This is a genomic window from Dokdonella sp. (assembly GCF_036518555.1).
In the GTDB taxonomy this organism is placed as follows: domain Bacteria; phylum Pseudomonadota; class Gammaproteobacteria; order Xanthomonadales; family Rhodanobacteraceae; genus Dokdonella_A.
Map to the genome: position 1 here is coordinate 1 of NZ_DATDMY010000213.1, position 18,450 is coordinate 18,450.

The window sequence follows — 18,450 nt, forward strand, 5'->3', positions numbered from 1 at the left end:
CTGTCTCGCCTCAAGTTTGCCACAGGGCTGGACAGCTGTTGAAAAACCGTTAATCATCGTATTTAATGTAACGGCGCATCTTTCGCTCGTAAGAGCGCGTGGGAAGGGGAAAAAGTGTGGGCCTGTTCACACCTAAAGCGCCGCCACTGATCGGCGTCGACATCAGCTCCACCGCCGTGAAGCTCCTTCAGCTGGGGCAATCGGGTGGCCGTTACCGCGTCGAACACTACGCGGTCGAACCGCTGCCGCCGAACGCGGTCGTCGAAAAGAACATCGTCGAGGTCGAAGCCGTGGGCGAAGCGATTCGCCGCGCCCTCAACCGCTCCGGCGCACGCACGAAGTTCGCGGCCGCGGCGGTCGCCGGTTCCGCGGTGATCACGAAGGTGATCCCGATGCCGGGCGACCTGTCCGACGAAGACATGGAAGCGCAGATCCAGGTCGAGGCCAACCAGTACATTCCCTACCCGATCGAGGAAGTGAGCCTCGACTTCGAGGTGCTCGGTCCGATCAAGGACAACCCGGACATGGTCAATGTCCTGCTCGCCGCGTCGCGCACGGAGAACGTCGACCTGCGCGTCGCCGCGCTCGATCTGGGCGGTCTCGGCGCGAAGGTCATGGACGTCGAAGCGTTCGCGATGGAGAACGCGTTCAAGCTCATCGCGGACCAGCTGTCCGTGCCGAAGGACGCGGTCGTCGCGGTCGTGGACGTCGGCGCGACGATGACGACGCTGATCGTGCTGAAGAACCAGCGCACGATCTACTCGCGCGAACAGGTGTTCGGCGGCAAGCAGCTCACCGACGAGGTCATGCGTCGTTATGGCCTCAGCTACGAGGAGGCCGGCCTCGCCAAGCGCCAGGGCGGCCTGCCCGAATCGTATGAATCGGAAGTGCTCGAGCCGTTCAAGGAAGCGATGGTGCAGCAGATCAGTCGCCTGCTGCAGTTCTTCTTCGCCGGCAGCGAATACAGCCGCGTCGACCAGGTCGTGCTCGCGGGCGGCTGCGCTTCGATTCCGGGAATCGCCGACATGGTCGAGGAGCACCTCGGCGTGCCGTGCATCGTCGCCAATCCGCTCGCCGACATGTCGCTGTCCGGTCGCGTCCAGGCGCAAACGCTCGCCCAGGATGCTCCGGCGCTGATGATTGCCTGCGGGCTCGCGCTCAGGAGCTTCGACTGATGGCCAACATCAACCTCCTGCCCTGGCGAGTCGAGCGGCGCAAGCAACGCGAGCGCGAGTTCTACATGATGCTCGGCGTCGCGGCGGCCGGCGCGGTCGCCGTGTTCCTCGCCGCGATGCTCTGGATGGGGCACCTCATCGACGACCAGGACTCGCGCAACGCGTACCTGCAGCAAGAGATCAAGAACCTCGACAAGAAGATCGAGGAGATCAAGGACCTCGACAAGCGGCGTTCGCAGCTGCTCACGCGCAAGGAAATCATCGAGCAGCTGCAGTCGAATCGCTCGCAGATGGTGCACCTGTTCGATGAGCTCGTGAAGACGATCCCCGACGGCGCGCGCCTGAGCATGATGAAGCAGGCGGGGGACACGCTGACGCTGGAAGGCACGGCGGAATCGAACTCGCGCGTCGCCACCTACATGCGCAACATCGACGGTTCGCCGTGGATGGGGCGCTCCGATCTCGGCAAGATCGAGAACAAGTCCGACAGCAAGGACGCCGACAAGAAGATGCCGTTCGCGTTCACGCTCGCGGTCAAGGTGCGCAAGCCCGAGGACAGGAAGGACGGGTCCGGCGAGGGCGAGCCCGCGCCGTCGCCCGCAGCGCCCGCCAAGGCCGGCCCGGCCACGCCGGCCACGCCGGCCGCCGACACGGCCGCCCAGGCAGCAACCAAACCGGCAGCGGAGGGCGACGCCAAGACGCCTCCTGCCATGGCTCCCGCGGCGGAAACGGGAGAAAAGAAATGAGCTTCTTCGACGATCTGCGCAACCTGGATCGCAACAACATCGGCGGCTGGTCGAAGTCGGTCAAGTTCTTCTTCGCCGCGATCATCGTCGCGCTGATACTCTTCCTCGGCTGGTACTTCAAGATCAGCGCCCAGCAAGCGGACCTCGAGAGCGCGCAAGCGCGCGAGCTCGCGCTGAAGAAGGAATTCGCGGACAAGCAGGGCAAGGTGGTCAACCTCGACGCCTACCGCAAGCAGCTCGTCGACATGGAAGAAATGCTGCAGACGATGCTGCGGCAGCTGCCCAGTCGCACCGAAATGCCCGACCTGCTGAACAACATCACGCAGGCGGCGCTCAGCGCGGGCATCGAGACCCAGCTGTTCCAGCCGGGCGCGGAGACGATGAAGGACTTCTACGCCGAAAAGCCGATCCAGATAAAGATGATCGGTACCTATCACCAGTTCGGTACGTTCATCAGCAATGTCGCCTCGCTGCCTCGCGTGGTGATCCTCACCATGCACGACGTCTCGCTGAAGCCCGCTGCGGCCGGTCCGGGTCAGAAGGTGGTCCCGGGCGGTCCCTTGTTGCTCGAAGGCATCGTCAAGACCTATCGCTATCTCGACGACGACGAACAGGCGGCCGCTCAGGCGGCTGCGAAGGCGAAGAATCCCAAGGCGCCTGCGAGGGCGCCGGCGAAGGCGAGCGGCGGGGAATAATGAGATGAACAAACACATCGCATTTCCATTCCGCGCCGGTGCTTTCCTGCTGATGGCAGCGACGCTGGTCGCCTGCACGCCGAGCGAGAGCCCGCAACAGTGGGTCGCCCGCGAAAAGGCGAAGAAGGGCGCGCCGCTCGCACCGCTGCCCGTCATCAAGACGTTCGAGGTCTTCCTCTACAAGGACCAGGACCTGCGCGATCCGTTCGGGCTCAGTGCGGAAGAGCAGGACAACGAGAACGCGTCCGGGCCGCATCCGGACCAGAACCGGCCGCGCGAGCCGCTGGAATCGTTCCCGCTCGACGGCCTCAAGATGTCCGGAACGCTCGGCACGGCCAAATCCATGGAAGGCCTCGTCCGCGATCCGGATGGCGTGGTCCATCGCGTCCACGTCGGCAACTACCTCGGCCAGAACTACGGCCGGGTCATTTCGATCAGCGAGGATCGCATCGACCTCGTCGAACTCGTGACGAACGGCGCCGGCGGCTGGATGGAGCGGCAGGCAACGATTGCCCTAGGCGATACCAAGCAATGACCGATTCATTGGGGACAAAACTCATGACCACGACATTCGCTGCAACCTCGGAGCGCAGGTCCGCTTTCCGCACGGTGCGGTCCCGCCTGCTCGGAATCCTGGCCTTGTTCGCGTTCTTGTTCGGTGCCGCCGCGCATGCCGAAAGCGTGCTCGAGGACATCTCGTACACCGCGATGCCCGGCGGGAAGGTCGAGGTCACGCTGAAGTTCGCCGGGTCCGCGATCGCGCCGCAGGTGTTCTCGACCGAGAACCCGCCGAGCATCGCGCTCGACTTCGCCGACACGCGCAACGCGTTCAGCAAGCGCCGCATCGACATCGGCGCCGGCGCGACGACGGCCGTGTCGGCGATCGAAGCCGCGGGTCGTACCCGCGTCGTCGTCGACCTGTTCCGACCGGCCGGCTACGACACTCGCGTCAACGGGAATACCGTCGTGCTCGTCGTCAACAGTGGCGTGATGGGGTCATCCGCAGTCGCGGCGGCGGCGGCGAAGTCCGATCCGACCAAGGCGACGGCCGGCTCGGCAGACGTCGAGGTCTCGAATATCGACTTCCGTCGCGGCAAGAACGGCGAGGGCCGCGTCATCGTCAGCTTCAGCGGCCCGGGTGCTTCGGCGAACCTGCGCCGCGAAGGCGGCAACATCGTTCTCGATCTGCTCAACGTGAAGCTGCCGCCGAGCCAGGCGCAGCACCTTGACGTGCTCGACTTCGCCACCCCGGTCCAGTCGATCGACACGCGCGCGAAGGGCAATGGCGCGCGCATGGAGATTTCCGCCAAGCAACCCTACGAGCAGCTCGCCTACCAGAGCGGCAACGAGTACGTCGTCGAGATCGCTCCCAAGAAGGACGATGCCAAGCTCAAGGGCAAGAACGCCGAGCCGGAATACAGCGGCAGCCGCGTCACGTTCAACTTCCAGGACATCCCGACACGTTCGGTGCTGCAGCTCATCGCCGACGTTTCCGACATCAACATCGTCGTCGCGGACAGCGTGCAGGGCAATGTCACGCTTCGACTCATCAATGTGCCGTGGGACCAGGCGCTCGATATCGTGCTGCAGGCGAAAGGCCTCGACAAGCGCCGTCGCGGTAACGTGATCTGGGTCGCGCCGCAGAAGGAAATCGCCGAGCGCGAAGAGGCGATCGCCGATGCGCGCCTCAAGATGGAAGACAAGGAGTCGCTCGTCAGCGACTACATCCCGATCAGCTACGGCAAGGCGAAGGACATCGCCGACCTTCTGACGTCGGATGCCAAGTCGGGCCAGGCCGCGGGAGCGGGCGGAGGTGGCGCGCAGAAGGGCTTCCTGTCCGCGCGCGGCAGCGTCACGTACGACGACCGCACCAACACCTTGCTGGTCAGCGACATCCCGTCGAAGATCCAGGAGATCCGCCAGCTGATCGCGGTGCTCGACCGCCCGGTGCAGCAGGTGCTGATCGAGTCGCGCATCGTCATCGCGACCGACAGCTTCGCGCGCGAACTCGGCGTGAAGTTCGGCATCACCGGCGCGAATGTCGACCGGAACGGCAACGTCCTGGCGGCTACCGGCAACTCGGCCGGCGCGGATTACATGATCGACCAGGCGTTCGCGGGCCGCATCAGCCCGAACGGCAGCCCGTACCCGATTTTCCCGCCAGGGTTGGACGGCGGTCGCGTTACGGCGACGAACAACAATCTGAGCAACCGCTACAACGTCAACATGCCTGCGGCGAATCCGGCCGGCAGTTTCGGTCTCGCGATCCTCGGCGCGGACTATCTGCTCGACCTCGAACTGTCCGCAGCGCAGTCGGAAGGCCGCAGCGAAGTGATCTCGAGCCCGCGCGTGATCACCGCCAACCAGCGCGAAGCGGACATCAAGCAGGGCCAGGAGGTCGGCTACGTGACCTACCAAGCCTCCACCGGCGGCGGTCCGGGTAGCGGCACCGCGACGGTCCAGTTCAAGGAAGCCGTGCTCGAGCTCAAGGTGACGCCGACGATCACCGCGGACGACCGCGTCGTGCTCAACCTCAACGTCAAGAAGGACAATATCGCCGGCTACGTGCCCAACCCCGGCGGCGGCCAGGTTCCCACGCTCGACAAGCGCGAGATCAGCACCGAAGTGCTCGTCGACAACGGCCAGACGGTCGTGCTCGGCGGCGTCTACGAGGTCAGCAAGGCGGAGACGCTGCGCAAGGTGCCGATGCTCGGCGACATCCCGGTGCTCGGCAACCTGTTCAAGAACAAGGGGCGCAACGACAACAAGGCGGAGCTGCTGATCTTCGTCACGCCGCGCATCTTGAGCGACAATCTGAAATAGTGCGGCAGGTGTAACGAATCCGGCGCACGAATTCGCCGATCATGCGTGACTGCCACGAATTGCAGGACTGGAGACGGAATATGAAATTTTTCGGCAAGACCCTGGGGCTGATGCTCGCCAGCCTCACGCTGGCCAGTTGCGGTGGCGGCGGCGGCGATGGCGGCACGTTCACGCCGCAGAGCGGCTCGATCACGATCACCGCGACGACGACGTCGTTGCCGACCAATACGGGCGGCTGGGCCCCGAGTGACCACGCATCCAACCAGGCAGAGCTCACGATCACGACGCGCAACGCGGACGGTTCGCTGCTCGTCGGCCAAGACGTCAGCGTCAGCATTGCACCGGTGAGCGTTGCGGCGCTGTCGTTCCCGGTCAGCGACGACAACGACGACTTCGACAATCTATACCAGTCGTTCGTCATCAAGGGCACCAACGGTTCGACGAACGCATGGGTGAATGCGAGCACGACCGCAGGCACCGCGACGGTGACCGCCTCGATGATCGACCCGACCACTCGGCGCTCGATCAGCAAGTCGATCACGATTACGGTCACGAGCGGCGTCGGCACCAATCCGGCATCGGTCTCACTGGCTCCATCGCCCGCAGGCGTCTATCTCCCGGACTCGGGCGGCAACAGCGCATCGGTCATTGCCGCGGTCGTCCTCGACGGCGGTGGCCAGTTCGTCCCCAATCCGGTCAACGCCGACAACCTGCAGGCGGAGATCATTGGCAATGCCGGCGACGCAGTTTTGAGCACCAACTCCAACAGCGGTCCGGTGCAAGGTACGTCCGTCGCGACGCACACCGTCAACGGCAAAGCGACAATCTCGTTCCAGGCAGGCAATTCGACGCCCCAGGGCCCGGTGCAGATCAAGGCAACCGCGGACCGAGCGGACAACAACGTCAGTAACGGCATCCAAGATCCCGTTTCGTTCACCGTGTCCGTCGTCGTCTCGGACGGCAAGCTGTTCAGCATCACGATCACGTCGCCCGACGTGAACGCGATTCTCGCCAACACCGTTTCGGGCGACGTTTCAGCCGACATTCCGCCGCCGGATCCAGATGGCACCTACAGCCTCACCGTGAGCGCGCTCGGCACCGATCGCCAGGGCAACCCGGTGTTGCCGGGTACGCCGATCCGCTTCGGTTCGATCGACGAGCCGGTCGGCACGTTCGATGCGGGCGCGAGCGCCAATCGCTTCCTCATCGCAGGTGGCGACGGCAATCCGCAGGAAGGCGGCACGGGCTTCACGGCGCCGACCGGGCATTTCCGCACCGCGGGTGGCGGCGCAGGTCCGGGCGACGCGATCATCGTGTTCGGCAAGACGCAGCACGGTGCACCGCAGGGCAATGAGGACCTCGAGAGCGCGCTGACGGTCGCCCGCATCAACAGCGAGACGAGCCTCAATACGACCGCGCCGTTCAACAACAACAATACGACCGGCAGCAGCGTCGACTACGGCGCGGTGCTCGACTACATCGTCGGCCGCAGCAACCACGGCAACATAACCGCGGGCGCGCTGACGAACGAGATCGGTGTCGCCCATGCGACGCTCAACTACACGGTCGAGACGCTCGGCCACATCGTCGCGATGTGGGCGCAGGGCGACGGCACCGACCGCGTCACGGGCAGCTCGCGCCGCGTTACCGATGCCGTGCAGTTGCTGTACCCGGGTATCGCACCTGCGCAGCTCGTCGCCTTCCCGTCGCCGATCCCGGGCAACACGACGACGACGGTCACGGTCTGCCTCGCCGACGCGCTGAATTCGCCGATCCAAGGCGTGCACATCGGGTTCCAGATGAACCTCGGCGGCGGCACCGGCTCGGTCGACGGCAACGGCACGTCCGGCACGCTCGACAACACCACGGGTCCGGACGGCTGCGTCGACGCGGCGGTGGTCACGAGCGGCATGCCCGTCAGCACGTCGCCGGACGCCCCGTCGGGCAAGATCACGTTCTCGGTCGGCGGCGCCACCGCGGACGTGGACATCGTGGTGCAGCTCGCCTTCATCTCGAACGGTGGCGTCGGTCGCGTCTGCACGAACAGCACGCCGGGCGCACGCGCGACGATCAAGGCATTCACGACCACGGGTGATCCGGCCGCGGGCGTGCAGATCGCTGCGACCTGCAACGGCCTCACGGTCGACCCGTCGACCGCGACCACCGGCGCGAACGGCGCGGCGGTGTTCAACATCACGGGCACGCCGGATTCGAGCGGCACCTGCACGTTCACCGCGGAAGGTGTCGCCCCGCTGAGCATCCAGGTGACGATCCCGGGCGCGGACGACTTCAGCCCGCCGTGCGGACCGTAATCGCGACGCGTAGATGACTTCGAAAGGGCCGCAGCAATGCGGCCCTTTTTTTGTGTACGATCCGGACTCGCTCCGACGAATCCGCGGCGCAGCATCCCAGGGGGGACCGCGCATTGCAGCCCTACAGCGAGCTGTTCAAGGCCGGTGAACTCGTGTTCGCGGAAGGTGACGCGCCGACGTGCGCGTACCTGATCGAATCCGGTCGCATCGAGATCAGCACGACCCAGCTGGGCGAGCCGCGCGTGCTCGCCCAGCTCGGCCCCGGTATGCTTCTCGGCGAAATGGCCGTGCTCGATGACTCGACCCGCACGGCCACCGCGCGCGCGCTCAGCGACTGCCACCTGATCGCGATCGACCGCGCGCAGTTCGCCGAGCGGCTCGCCGCGGCGGACCCGGTCGTGCGCGCGTTGCTGATGAGCCAGCTCAGCCGTTACCGCTCGGCGCTTGCGCGCCTGACCGGCGAAGGCGACGTCGAGCCCGCGCTGCCGGTGCAACCGGACGAGGCGCATGCGCTCGACAAGATCCGCCTCGAAAGCGAACTGCGTGGCGCGCTCGAGCGCAAGGAACTCGAAGTGAGGCTGCAACCGATCGAGGAGATCGTCAGCGGACGCATCGCCGGCTACGAGGCCCTCGTGCGCTGGCAGCATCCCGAGCGCGGCGCCGTGTCACCGGCCGAATTCATCCGCCTCGCCGAGGAGACCTCGCTGATCGTGCCGATCGGCGATTACGTGCTCGCCCGCGTCTGCGACATGCTGGTCGAATTGCGCAAGCGCGGGCACAAGCCGCTGCCGTTCATCGCCGCGAACCTGTCCGGCCGACAGATCGACGATCCCGGCCTGGTCGCGCGCATCCTCGACCTCTTGCGCGCGCGCGACCTGCCGCCCGACCGGCTCAAGCTCGAGGTGACCGAAAGCCTCGTCATGGACCACGCGCGCATCGGCGACCTCATCGCCCACTGCCACTCGGTCGGCATGCCGGTCGCGCTCGACGATTTCGGCACCGGCTATTCGAACCTCGGTCCGTTGCTGACCCTCAACTTCGACCAGATCAAGCTCGACGGAAGCTTCATCAAGGCGCTCGACCGGCCGCGGGGCGTCGCGCTCGTCGGCGTCATCGTCGGCATGGCGCGGGCGCTCGACTGCGACCTCGTCGCCGAGGGCGTGGAAACCCGCGAGCAGCGGGAGATCCTCCATCGGCTCGGCTGCCGCTATGCCCAAGGCTGGCTCGTCGGCAAGCCGCTGTCCCTCGACGACGTGCTCGCCCACTAGCGTCGCCCGCAATGCTTCGCGCATGCCGGTGCAGGGATCCGTCAGCGTCCCGTCATGCTCCGCGAAAACTATTCGCGCGAGCCGCTGTCAGACTCGACATCGTCCCGTGTCATCATCGGGAACCCCGGATCTGTTGCCCATGGACATGCCCGAACCCACCACGGCCGCCGCCGCCTTCACCGCCCTGCGCAGCGAGCTCGCCGGTTGCATCATCGGCCAGGAGGCGCTGATCGACCGCCTGCTGATCGCGCTGCTCGCCGACGGGCATCTGCTCGTCGAAGGCGCTCCCGGCCTCGCCAAGACCACCGCGATCAAGGAACTCGCCGCGCGCATCGAGGCCGACTTCCACCGGGTCCAGTTCACCCCTGACCTGCTTCCGGCCGACCTCACCGGCACGGAGATCTACCGGCCGCAGACGACCAGCTTCGAGTTCCAGCGCGGTCCCATTTTCCACAACCTGATCCTGGCCGACGAGGTCAACCGCGCGCCGGCCAAGGTGCAATCCGCCCTGCTCGAGGCGATGGGGGAGCGGCAGGTCACGGTCGGGCGCGAAACCTATGCGTTGCCCGCGCTCTTCCTGGTCATGGCCACGCAGAACCCGATCGAGCAGGAGGGCACCTACCCGTTGCCCGAGGCGCAACTCGATCGCTTCCTCCTGCACGTGCGCGTCGACTACCCCAAGGCCGCCGCCGAAGCGGCGATCCTGCGGCTCGCGCGCGACCGCGCGCGCGAGGCGCTCGTCGCGGCCGCGCCGCCGCTGCGGCGCCTCACCCAGCAGCAGGTTTTCGCCGCGCGCCGCGACGTGCTCGCGCTGCACCTCGCGCCCCAGCTCGAGAACTACCTCGTGCAGCTCGTCCTCGCCACGCGCGAGCCCGCGGCGTACGGCGCCGAGCTCGCGCGCTACGTCGCCTATGGTGCGAGCCCGCGCGGCACGATCGCGCTCGATCGCTGCGCGCGCGCGCACGCGTGGCTGTCCGGACGCGACTACGTCACGCCGGAAGACGTGCACGCGATCGCGGCCGACGTGTTGCGCCACCGCGTACTGCTCAGCTACGAAGCGGAGGCGGAGGGCGTCAGCGCCGATCGCGTCGTGTCGATGCTGCTCGAACGCGTGCCTTTGCCCTGATCCGTCGCGCGCCGCGACTGCGTCGCGGCCCACCCACGCATGCAGCCCGCATCCGACCACCGTTCCGTCCGCGTCGCCCTCGAGGAGCTCATCGCGCTCGGCGCGCTCGCGCACGGCGACAGCCTCGTGCGCAGCCGACGCAGCCCGGCGCTGCGCAGCGGCACGAGCAGCTCGCGCTGGCGCGGGCGCGGCGTCGATTTCCGCGAGTCGCGCATCTACCAGCCGGGCGACGAGATCCGCCATATGGACTGGCGCGTCACCGCACGCAGCGGCAAGCCGCACACCAAGCTGTTCGAGGAGGAACGCGAGCAGGGACTGCTGCTCGCGATCGACCTCAACCCGGGCATGCGCTTCGGTACCCGCGTGCGCTTCAAGAGCGTGCAGGCGGCGCGTGCGGCGGCGCTGCTCGCGTGGATGGCATCCGCCGCGGGCGACCGCGTCGGCGCGCTCGGCTTCGGTGGCGGCGTCGTGGGCGAGGTGAAGCCCGCGGGCGGCCGGCGCGGCGTGCTGCAGGTCCTGCGCGCGCTGCGCGACTGGGATGCGGCGGCGGACCAGCACCTGCAGGCGCCGCTGTCGAGCGCACTCGCGCGCGTGCGTCGGCTGCTGCGGCCGGGCATGCGCCTGGTGCTGCTCACGGACGGCTTCAGCAGCGACGCCGAAGCGGCGACGCTGTTGCCGCAACTCGCGGGTCGGCACGAGATCACGATCGTCCTGCTGCGCGATGCACTCGAACTCGCTCCGCCACCGCCGGGACGCTACGCGATCCATCTCGGCAGCGCGCGACGCGTGCTCGACTTCGGCGACGCGCGCGTGCGCGGCAGCTGGAGCGAGCGCTTCTCGGCGTCGCGCGCGCGCCTGCTCGGGCAGGCACGACGGTTGGGCCTGCGCGTACTCGAACTCGACGGCCACGCCGAACTGCGCCGCGCGCTCGCGCCGCTGCTCGCGCGCAGCCGCCACTCGCCGGTGGTCGCATGAATCCGCAGTCGGGTCCCGAGCTGCGCGACATCCACCTGCCCGCGGCGCCGGGTTGGTGGCCGCCGGCGCCCGGATGGTGGCTGCTCGCGCTCGTCGTCCTGGTTGCGATCGCGTTCGTCCTGCGTGCTTGGTGGCGTTACGAACGCCGCCGGCGCTGGCGCTCGCGCGTGCGCGCGGAACTCCGGCGGATTGCCGAGGGGCACGCGCGCGAGCCTGATCCGCAGCAGCTCGCGATCGACCTGTCGAACCTGTTGCGGCGTGCGAGCCGGTTGCTCGCCCCCCAGGCAGCCGCATTGCACGGCGAAGCCTGGCTCGACTTCCTCGACGCGCAGTTGCCCACCCAGGATGCCCATGCGGGGCCGTTCCGTCGCGGCGCCGGACGCGCGTTGCTCGATGCGCCGTATCGGCGCGCCGACGACCCTGCCGCGACCGCGGTCGATGCGGGCGCGCTGATCGCGCTCGTGCGCACCTGGCTCGACCATGCGCTGCGCGCGAAGGCCGCCCATGCTTGAACTCGCGTGGCCATGGTTGCTCGTTCTGCTGCCACTCCCGCTGCTCGCGGCGCGCGTGTTGCCGCGCGCGCGAGGCCTGTTCGGCAGCGCACTGCACCTGCCGCACCTCGGCGTCGCGCTGCCGCAGCAAGCCGACGTGTCGCCCGTTCCACGCCTGCGCCGTGCGTTCGCGCTGCTTGCCTGGGCCATGCTCGTGTTCGCCGCGGCGCGGCCGCAGTGGCTCGGTCCGCCCGAGGACGTCGCGCGTTCCGGACGCGACCTGCTGCTCGCCGTCGACACGTCCGGCAGCATGAGCATCGAGGACATGCAGCTCGGCGGCTCGACCGTGCCACGCTTCGCGGCGATCCAGGCGATCGCGAGCGACTTCGTCGAGCGACGCCGCGGCGATCGCGTCGGCCTGATCCTGTTCGGCACCCGCGCCTATCTGCTCGTGCCGCTCACGTTCGACCTGCGCACCGTCGGCAAGCAATTGCTCGACTCGACCATCGGCCTCGCCGGGCGCGAGACGGCGATCGGCGACGCCGTCGGCCTCGCCGTCAAGCGCCTGCGCGCGCGTCCGCAGGGGCAACGCGTGCTCGTCCTGCTCACCGATGGCGTGAACACCGCGGGCGAACTCACCCCGGCCAAGGCGATCGATCTCGCCGAAGCGAACCAGGTGCGCATCTACACGATCGGCATCGGCGCCGAGCAGATGCGCGTGGACAGCCTGTTCGGCAGCCGCATGGTGAACCCCTCGGCCGACCTCGACGAGGCGATGCTCACGAAGATGGCCGAGCGCACCGGCGGCCACTACTACCGCGCGCGCAACAGCGAGGAGCTCGCCGACATCTACCGCACGATCGACAAGCTCGAGCCCGCGGTCGACGCCACGCAGAGCCTGCGCCCGATCGACGAGTGGTACTGGATGCCGCTCGCCGCGGCGTTCGCGGCCGCTGCGCTCGCGTTCGGCGTACCGGCCTGGCGCGTGCGCGCCTGGCGGGCAGGCGCACCCGCATGAGCCTGCCGGTCGACTTCCACTTCCTGCGGCCGGCCGCGCTGTTGCTGCTGCTCGCGTTGCCGCTGTGCTGGTACGCGTGGCGGCACGGGCGCACCGACGCCGGCGCCTGGCGCGGCGCCGTCGACGCGCACCTGCTGCCGCACCTGCTCGAACGCGTCGACGGCGGCAGCGGGCGCGGCGGCCTCGCGCTTGCCGCGGCGCTCTGGGTGCTCGGGGCGCTCGCGCTCGCGGGTCCCGCGTGGGAACGCGAGCCGATGCCGCTGTACCACAACCAGGCCGCGCGCGTGCTCGCGCTCGAACTCGCGCCCAGCATGGGCGCGCAGGACGTGAAGCCGAGCCGGCTCGAGCGCGCCCGCTACAAGCTCGACGACATCCTCACGCGCAGTCGCGACCATCAAACCGCGCTGCTCGGTTATGCCGGCGACGCGTTCGTCGCCGCGCCGCTCACCGACGACGTCGAGACCGTGCGCAATCTCGTCGACGCGCTCGACCCGACGACGATGCCCGTGATCGGCAATGCCACCGGGCGCGCGATCGACGCCGCCGCTGCACTGATCGGGCAGGCCGGTCTCCATCGCGGCGAGATCATCCTGCTCGCCGACACGGCCAGCCACGATGCGACCGCTGCCGCGCGTCGCGCGCACAAGCTCGGCTTCGATGTTTCGGTGCTCGGTATCGGCACGCCATCGGGGGCGCCGGTCGCGCTCGCGCAAGGCGACTTCCTCAAGGACGACGACGGCAACGTCGTCATCTCGCGCCTCGACGAAGCCGCACTGCGCGCGGTGGCGGTCGCGGGTGGCGGGCGCTACGCGTCGCTGTCCGCCGACGGGTCGGATCTCGACGAGCTGCTCGCGTCGACCGTCGACGTCGACACGGGCTCGGGGCGCACCGACGGCGAAGCGGAGAGCGCGCGCTGGCGCGACCGCGGGCCGTGGTTGCTGCTCGCGCTGCTGCCGCTCGCGCTGGCGTCGTTCCGCCGTGGCTGGCTCATGATGCTCGCGTTCGTCGCCCTCGCGCCGTCACCGCGCGCGCACGCGGCGTCGCTCAGCGATCTGTGGCAACGGGCCGACCAGCAGACTGCGGCCGCACTGGCCGCGGGCGACGCCAAGCGCGCGGCCGAACTGGCGCCGACGCCGGAATGGCGCGGCGGCGCCGCCTATCGCAGCGGCGATTTCGCCGCGGCCGAAAGCGCGTACGCGCAATCGGGCGGCGCCGACGGCGCCTACAACCGCGGCAACGCGCTCGCGAAGCTCGGCCGCTACGAGGAAGCGATCGCAGCCTACGACGAAGCGCTGAAGCGAGACCCTGGCATGACCGACGCGGTGGCGAACCGCAAGGCGGTCGAGGACTTCATGCGCGAGCGCAAGCAGCAGGATCCCAAGCAGGGCCAGCAGCAACCGCGCGACGGCAAGGATCCGTCGCAGCAGGGCGCTTCGCAGCCGGGCGAGCAGCCGAAGTCCAGCGACGACGCACGCGAGCCAGGCGACGGCAAGGGCGAATCGGCCGACGATGCGCAGAAGCAGGACGGGCGGCAGAACGACCACGACACCCGGGACGGCGAGCCTGGAAAACAGCAGGGCCAGGGCGAGCAGGAACAGCGACAGGATGGCGACACGCGCCAGGACCAGGCCGGGAAGGCGCCGGACGAGCAGGGCGCGCAGGATTCCGCGCAGCGCGGAGGACAGCAGCAGGATGCGGCCGCCGCGGACGCGAAGGCGGGCGGGCAGACGCCCGATTCGCAGCAGCAACAGGCGCTGAAGCAGGCGCTCGATCGTGCGCTCGCCGATCCCGGCAAGGATGCGGCGAGCGGCGACCCCGCGCACGCGCTGCAGGAAGCGACCGAGGACGACGCGACGCGCGAGAAGCGCCAGGCGCTCGAGCACTGGCTCGAGCGCGTGCCCGACGATCCGGGCGGACTGCTGCGGCGCAAGTTCCAGCTCGAATACCAGCGACGGCAACAGCGCGGAGGAGACGGCGGATGAACGCAATCGGATTCCGGACCTGCGCACGCATCGCGCTCGCGCTCGTCGCCTTCGCCGCATGCCTCGCGCAAGCCGACGACAAGCCCGCCGTGCGCGCGTGGCTCGATCGCGACAGCATGCATCTCGGCGAAACGGTCACCCTCAATGTCGAGACCGACGACGTCGGCGCGACGCAGCCCGATTTCTCCGAGCTCGCGAAGGACTTCAACGTGCTCGGCACGCAGTCCGGCCAGCAGGTGAGCATCAGCAATGGCACGCGCGCGGCGAAGACGCTGTGGGCCGTCGGCCTCGAACCGAAACACGAAGGCGCGATCACGATCGCACCGCTCGCAGTCGGCAGCGCGCGCACTGCGCCGATACGCCTCACGGTGCTGCCGGCGCCGACGGCCGCGCAGCAGGCTGGCGGCGACATCTTCCTCGAGGCGAGCGCGGATCCGCTCGACCCGTACGTGCAGCAGCAGGTGCGCTACACGGTCAAGCTCTATTTCGCGTTCGACCTCACGGACGGCAACCTCGCCGAGCCGAAGGCGGACGGTATCTCCGCGCAGCGCCTCGGCCAGGACAAGTCCTACGTCGCGACGGTCGGTACCCGGCGCTATCACGTGCTCGAGCGGCACTATGCGCTGACGCCCGAGCGCAGCGGCGCGATCGAGATCCCCGCGCTCGCGTTCCGCGGCACCGTGCTCGACGCCGCCGATCCGGCCGCGTTCTTCGGCCGCGGGCGCACGGTCAGCGCACGCTCGGACGCGGTGCGCCTCGACGTGCGCGCGAAGCCTGCCGCATGGACCGACGGTGCATGGTTGCCGGCGGCGTCGCTGTTGCTCAAGGACGAAGGCGAGCCGCCCACCGAGGTGCACGTCGGCGAGCCGGTCACGCGCACGATCCGGCTGCAGGCGCAGGGGCTCGGCTACGAGCAGTTGCCGGAACTCGAACTCGCCGCGCCCCAGGGCGCCGAAATCTATCCGGACAAGGCCGACACCCGTACGCGCGACGACGGCGAGTGGCTGTACGGCGAGCGCGTGCGCAAGTTCGCGTTCGTGCCCGATCGCGCCGGCACGCTGACCGTGCCCGGCCTCAGCGTGCGTTGGTGGGACACCGTGCACGATCGCGCCGAGACCGCGACGCTGCCGCCGCGCACCATCACGGTGTTGCCGGCCGCGCCATCCGCGGCCACGGCTGGAACGCCCGCGAGCGCGGCTTCCCCTTCGCCCGCGAATGCCGCAACGCCGGTCGCACCGGTCGTCGACGCGGGCCTGGATGCACGCCTCTGGAAGACGATCGCGGCGACGGGCTTCGTGTTGTGGATCGCGACGTTGTTCGCGTGGTGGCTGTCGCGGCGATCGACGGCGGCGCCGCGCGCGGAACCCGCGCCAGCATCGCGTGCGGCCGCACCGCGCGGCCAGTTCCTGCGCGCATGCGCGCTCGGCGATCTCGCCGGCGCGGAACGCGCGCTCGTCGACTGGGCGCGCAGCGAGCGCGCCGACGTGTACAACCTCGGTCAGCTCGCCGCGCAACTCGCGGATGCGTCGCAGCGCGACGTCCTGGACGACCTGCAGCGCTCGCGCTATGCGGGCGAAGGCGTGGCCGAGGGCCTCGCCGCACGCCTGCAACGTGCGTTCCGCGGCGGCCTGCGCTGGCGCGTCGACGACATCCGCGCGGCGCGCCGTGAAGACGCGCTTCCAGCGCTCTACCCCGAACGCGACTGACGCGCGATGACGCGCCGGCTGCTCGCGATCGCCTGCGCGGGCTTCGCCGGCGCCGTCGCACGCGCGACCGGCTTGCCCTGGGAAGTATGGGAGGCGCCGTCGCGGCTTGCTGCGATCGATCCCGGCGACAGCGTGCTCGAGCGCTCGAGTCATTGTCTGGACGGCTGTCGCTACGATCGCAGCAACGCCGGCAGCGAAGGCGTCGACGCGAACCCCTATCCACGGCGCTGGCTCTATCGCGACGGTGACGAAGCCGTCGTCCTCGACGAACGCGGACCGGGGGCGCTGACGCGTTGGTGGCTCACGACCGGATTCGGCGCGTCGACGTGCATCGATCCTGCGATTCGCGTGCGCGTCCGCCTCGACGGTGCCGCGCAGCCCGCGCTCGACGCGCCGCTCGCCGCGCTGTTCGACGGTTCGACCGAACCGTTCACGCCGCCGCTCGCGTACGACCGCCTGCAGTCGAGCGGCGGCTTCGTGAGCCATGTGCCGATCGCGTACGCGCACGGGCTGCGCATCGGGCTCACGGGCACCGACGATGGCGGCGACAATCCGTGTACGGGCAATCCGCAACGGCTGCTCTGGTTCCAGCTGCAACATCACCGCGTCGTCCCCGGCACGGCGGTGACGAGCTTCGTCGCCGGCCACGACGAACCCGCGTGGCGCGCCTTCCTCGCGCACGCGGGCGACGATCCATGGCACGCGATGCTGTCGTCGCTGACGGCGACGACGCAGCTCGCGCCGGGCGAACGCGCCGTCCTCGCGACGCGCAGCGGTCCCGGATGGCTGCGTGGCATCCGCTTGCGCCTGCCCCGCGCGGCGTACGCGGGGCTGCAGTTGCAGGTCGGCGTGGACGGAGCGCCCGCGATCGACATGCCTGTCGCGGACTTCTTCGCCTCGCCTGCGGACGCGCAGGCGCCTGCGCGCGGCGTGCTCGTCGGCGAGGACGCGGGCGGCTGGCTGTATGCCTGGTTTCCGATCCCGTTCGCCGACGGCATCGAGATCGCACTCGCGGCCGACGCCGCGCTCGCCGCGCCGGTTGCCGTCGACAGCGCGCTCGCGTTCGACGCCGCACCCGTGCCCGCCGATGCGGGTCGATTCGAGGCGCGCTTGAGCGACGCCTGCAGCGCCGCGTCCGCGCTCGTGCTCGATCGCGCGAGCGGTGCCGGCAAGATCGTCGGCGTCGCCGCGCGCTACCGCACCGTCGGTCCGCCGACGCGCGGCTACCTCGAAGGCGACGAGCGCGCCGGCACCGACGGCGCGATCGCTCCCGCGTGGTACGGAACCGGCGTCGAGGACTTCTTCGAAGGCGGCTTCTACTTCGACCGCGGCGCATTCGCCGGTCCGCTCGCGGGCGCGACGATCGTCGACGCGGACGGCAGCGGCAGCACGTACGCCTACCGGCTCATGCCGGCCGCGCCGCTCACCTACACGAGTTCGCTGCAGTTCGAGCAGGAAGCGGGCTACGCGCCGTCGTCGACGGTCCCGACCTGCATCCGCAGCGTCGTCTACGCGTACCGCCGCGACGTGCCGGCGCTGGTCGGTTACGACGCGTTCGAGATCGGCGACGCGCCGGCCGCGGCCGCGCACGACTACGCGTTGCCCGCGACGGCGATCTGCGCGCCGCTCGCCTCTCGATTCGAGGACGAGCCGCCGACCGCACGCACGGCACGCGTGTGCGCGTACGGCGACGGCGCGAGCCGATTCCGTTTCCACGTCGCGGACGCGCGCCCTCCGCTGCGCCTGCGCCGCACCTTCGACGCCGGCCGCGGCATCCCGGGCGAGACTGCCGGCTCGGCGGCCGCCACGGTCTTCGTCAACGGCGCCGCCGCGGGCGCGTTCGCGCCGGCGCCCGCGAATCCGGAGCGACGCTGGCAGCAGCAGGAGGCGCTGCTCGACGTCGCCGCGGGTACGACCGACTTCGAGATCGTCGTCGAACCCGAGTTCCGCGCCTACGCGAACGTATTCGCCGAATCGCGCTGGGAGCTGCGCGGTGGCTGGAAGGACGCGATCTTCGCCGACGGCTGCGAAGCGACGGCGCCGCAGGCCACCGCCATCCGTCGTTGATCCCCGCTGCGTCCTCGCGAGGCGCCGTTGCCGCAGCGCTTGCGCCCGACGCATGCGCGCAGGTCG

Annotated in this window: 14 protein-coding genes; all 14 read left to right on the plus strand. The window is 69.2% G+C overall.

What is annotated here, in order from left to right; translation table 11 throughout:
* The first annotated feature begins 116 nt into the window (after window positions 1-116).
* Window positions 117-1,175, plus strand: coding sequence for a pilus assembly protein PilM (locus tag VI238_RS11955; RefSeq protein WP_331651621.1), 1,059 nt, complete (start codon window positions 117-119; stop codon window positions 1,173-1,175).
* Window positions 1,175-1,921, plus strand: a complete 747-nt coding sequence (locus VI238_RS11960; protein ID WP_331651623.1) for a PilN domain-containing protein — start codon at window positions 1,175-1,177, stop codon at window positions 1,919-1,921. Before VI238_RS11955 ends, VI238_RS11960 begins: the two co-directional genes overlap by 1 nt.
* Window positions 1,918-2,616: a type 4a pilus biogenesis protein PilO gene (locus VI238_RS11965; RefSeq protein ID WP_331651625.1), complete on the plus strand. Its 699-nt coding sequence runs from the start codon at window positions 1,918-1,920 to the stop codon at window positions 2,614-2,616. The genes VI238_RS11960 and VI238_RS11965 overlap by 4 nt, the downstream gene beginning before the upstream one ends.
* A gap of 4 nt (window positions 2,617-2,620) precedes the next feature.
* Window positions 2,621-3,151, plus strand: a complete 531-nt coding sequence (locus tag VI238_RS11970) for a pilus assembly protein PilP (RefSeq protein WP_331651627.1) — start codon at window positions 2,621-2,623, stop codon at window positions 3,149-3,151.
* A 104-nt stretch (window positions 3,152-3,255) separates the two neighbouring features.
* Window positions 3,256-5,439 carry a type IV pilus secretin PilQ gene (pilQ, locus tag VI238_RS11975; protein WP_331651629.1) on the plus strand — a complete coding sequence of 728 codons (2,184 nt, stop codon included), beginning with the start codon at window positions 3,256-3,258 and terminating at the stop codon, window positions 5,437-5,439.
* 80 nt (window positions 5,440-5,519) lie between these two features.
* Window positions 5,520-7,751 (plus strand): hypothetical protein, encoded by a 2,232-nt coding sequence (locus VI238_RS11980; RefSeq protein ID WP_331651631.1) that lies wholly within the window; start codon window positions 5,520-5,522, stop codon window positions 7,749-7,751.
* 113 nt (window positions 7,752-7,864) lie between these two features.
* Window positions 7,865-9,019 carry an EAL domain-containing protein gene (locus VI238_RS11985; protein WP_331651633.1) on the plus strand — a complete coding sequence of 385 codons (1,155 nt, stop codon included), beginning with the start codon at window positions 7,865-7,867 and terminating at the stop codon, window positions 9,017-9,019.
* 139 nt (window positions 9,020-9,158) lie between these two features.
* Window positions 9,159-10,145: a MoxR family ATPase gene (locus tag VI238_RS11990; protein WP_331651635.1), complete on the plus strand. Its 987-nt coding sequence runs from the start codon at window positions 9,159-9,161 to the stop codon at window positions 10,143-10,145.
* Between the two features lie 39 nt (window positions 10,146-10,184).
* Window positions 10,185-11,120 carry a DUF58 domain-containing protein gene (locus VI238_RS11995; RefSeq protein ID WP_331651637.1) on the plus strand — a complete coding sequence of 312 codons (936 nt, stop codon included), beginning with the start codon at window positions 10,185-10,187 and terminating at the stop codon, window positions 11,118-11,120.
* Window positions 11,117-11,632 (plus strand): DUF4381 domain-containing protein, encoded by a 516-nt coding sequence (locus tag VI238_RS12000; RefSeq protein ID WP_331651639.1) that lies wholly within the window; start codon window positions 11,117-11,119, stop codon window positions 11,630-11,632. The genes VI238_RS11995 and VI238_RS12000 overlap by 4 nt, the downstream gene beginning before the upstream one ends.
* Window positions 11,625-12,629 carry a VWA domain-containing protein gene (locus VI238_RS12005; RefSeq protein ID WP_331651641.1) on the plus strand — a complete coding sequence of 335 codons (1,005 nt, stop codon included), beginning with the start codon at window positions 11,625-11,627 and terminating at the stop codon, window positions 12,627-12,629. Before VI238_RS12000 ends, VI238_RS12005 begins: the two co-directional genes overlap by 8 nt.
* A complete protein-coding gene (locus tag VI238_RS12010) occupies window positions 12,626-14,611 on the plus strand; it encodes a tetratricopeptide repeat protein (RefSeq protein ID WP_331651643.1) in 1,986 nt (661 codons plus the stop codon). Before VI238_RS12005 ends, VI238_RS12010 begins: the two co-directional genes overlap by 4 nt.
* The gene (locus tag VI238_RS12015; RefSeq protein ID WP_331651645.1) at window positions 14,608-16,317 is read left to right on the plus strand and encodes a BatD family protein; all 1,710 of its coding nucleotides are present in this window, start codon (window positions 14,608-14,610) and stop codon (window positions 16,315-16,317) included. Before VI238_RS12010 ends, VI238_RS12015 begins: the two co-directional genes overlap by 4 nt.
* A 6-nt stretch (window positions 16,318-16,323) precedes the next feature.
* Entirely contained in the window at window positions 16,324-18,384 is a 2,061-nt protein-coding gene (locus VI238_RS12020) for a DUF2961 domain-containing protein (RefSeq protein ID WP_331651647.1), read from the plus strand.
* The last annotated feature ends 66 nt before the right edge of the window (window positions 18,385-18,450 follow it).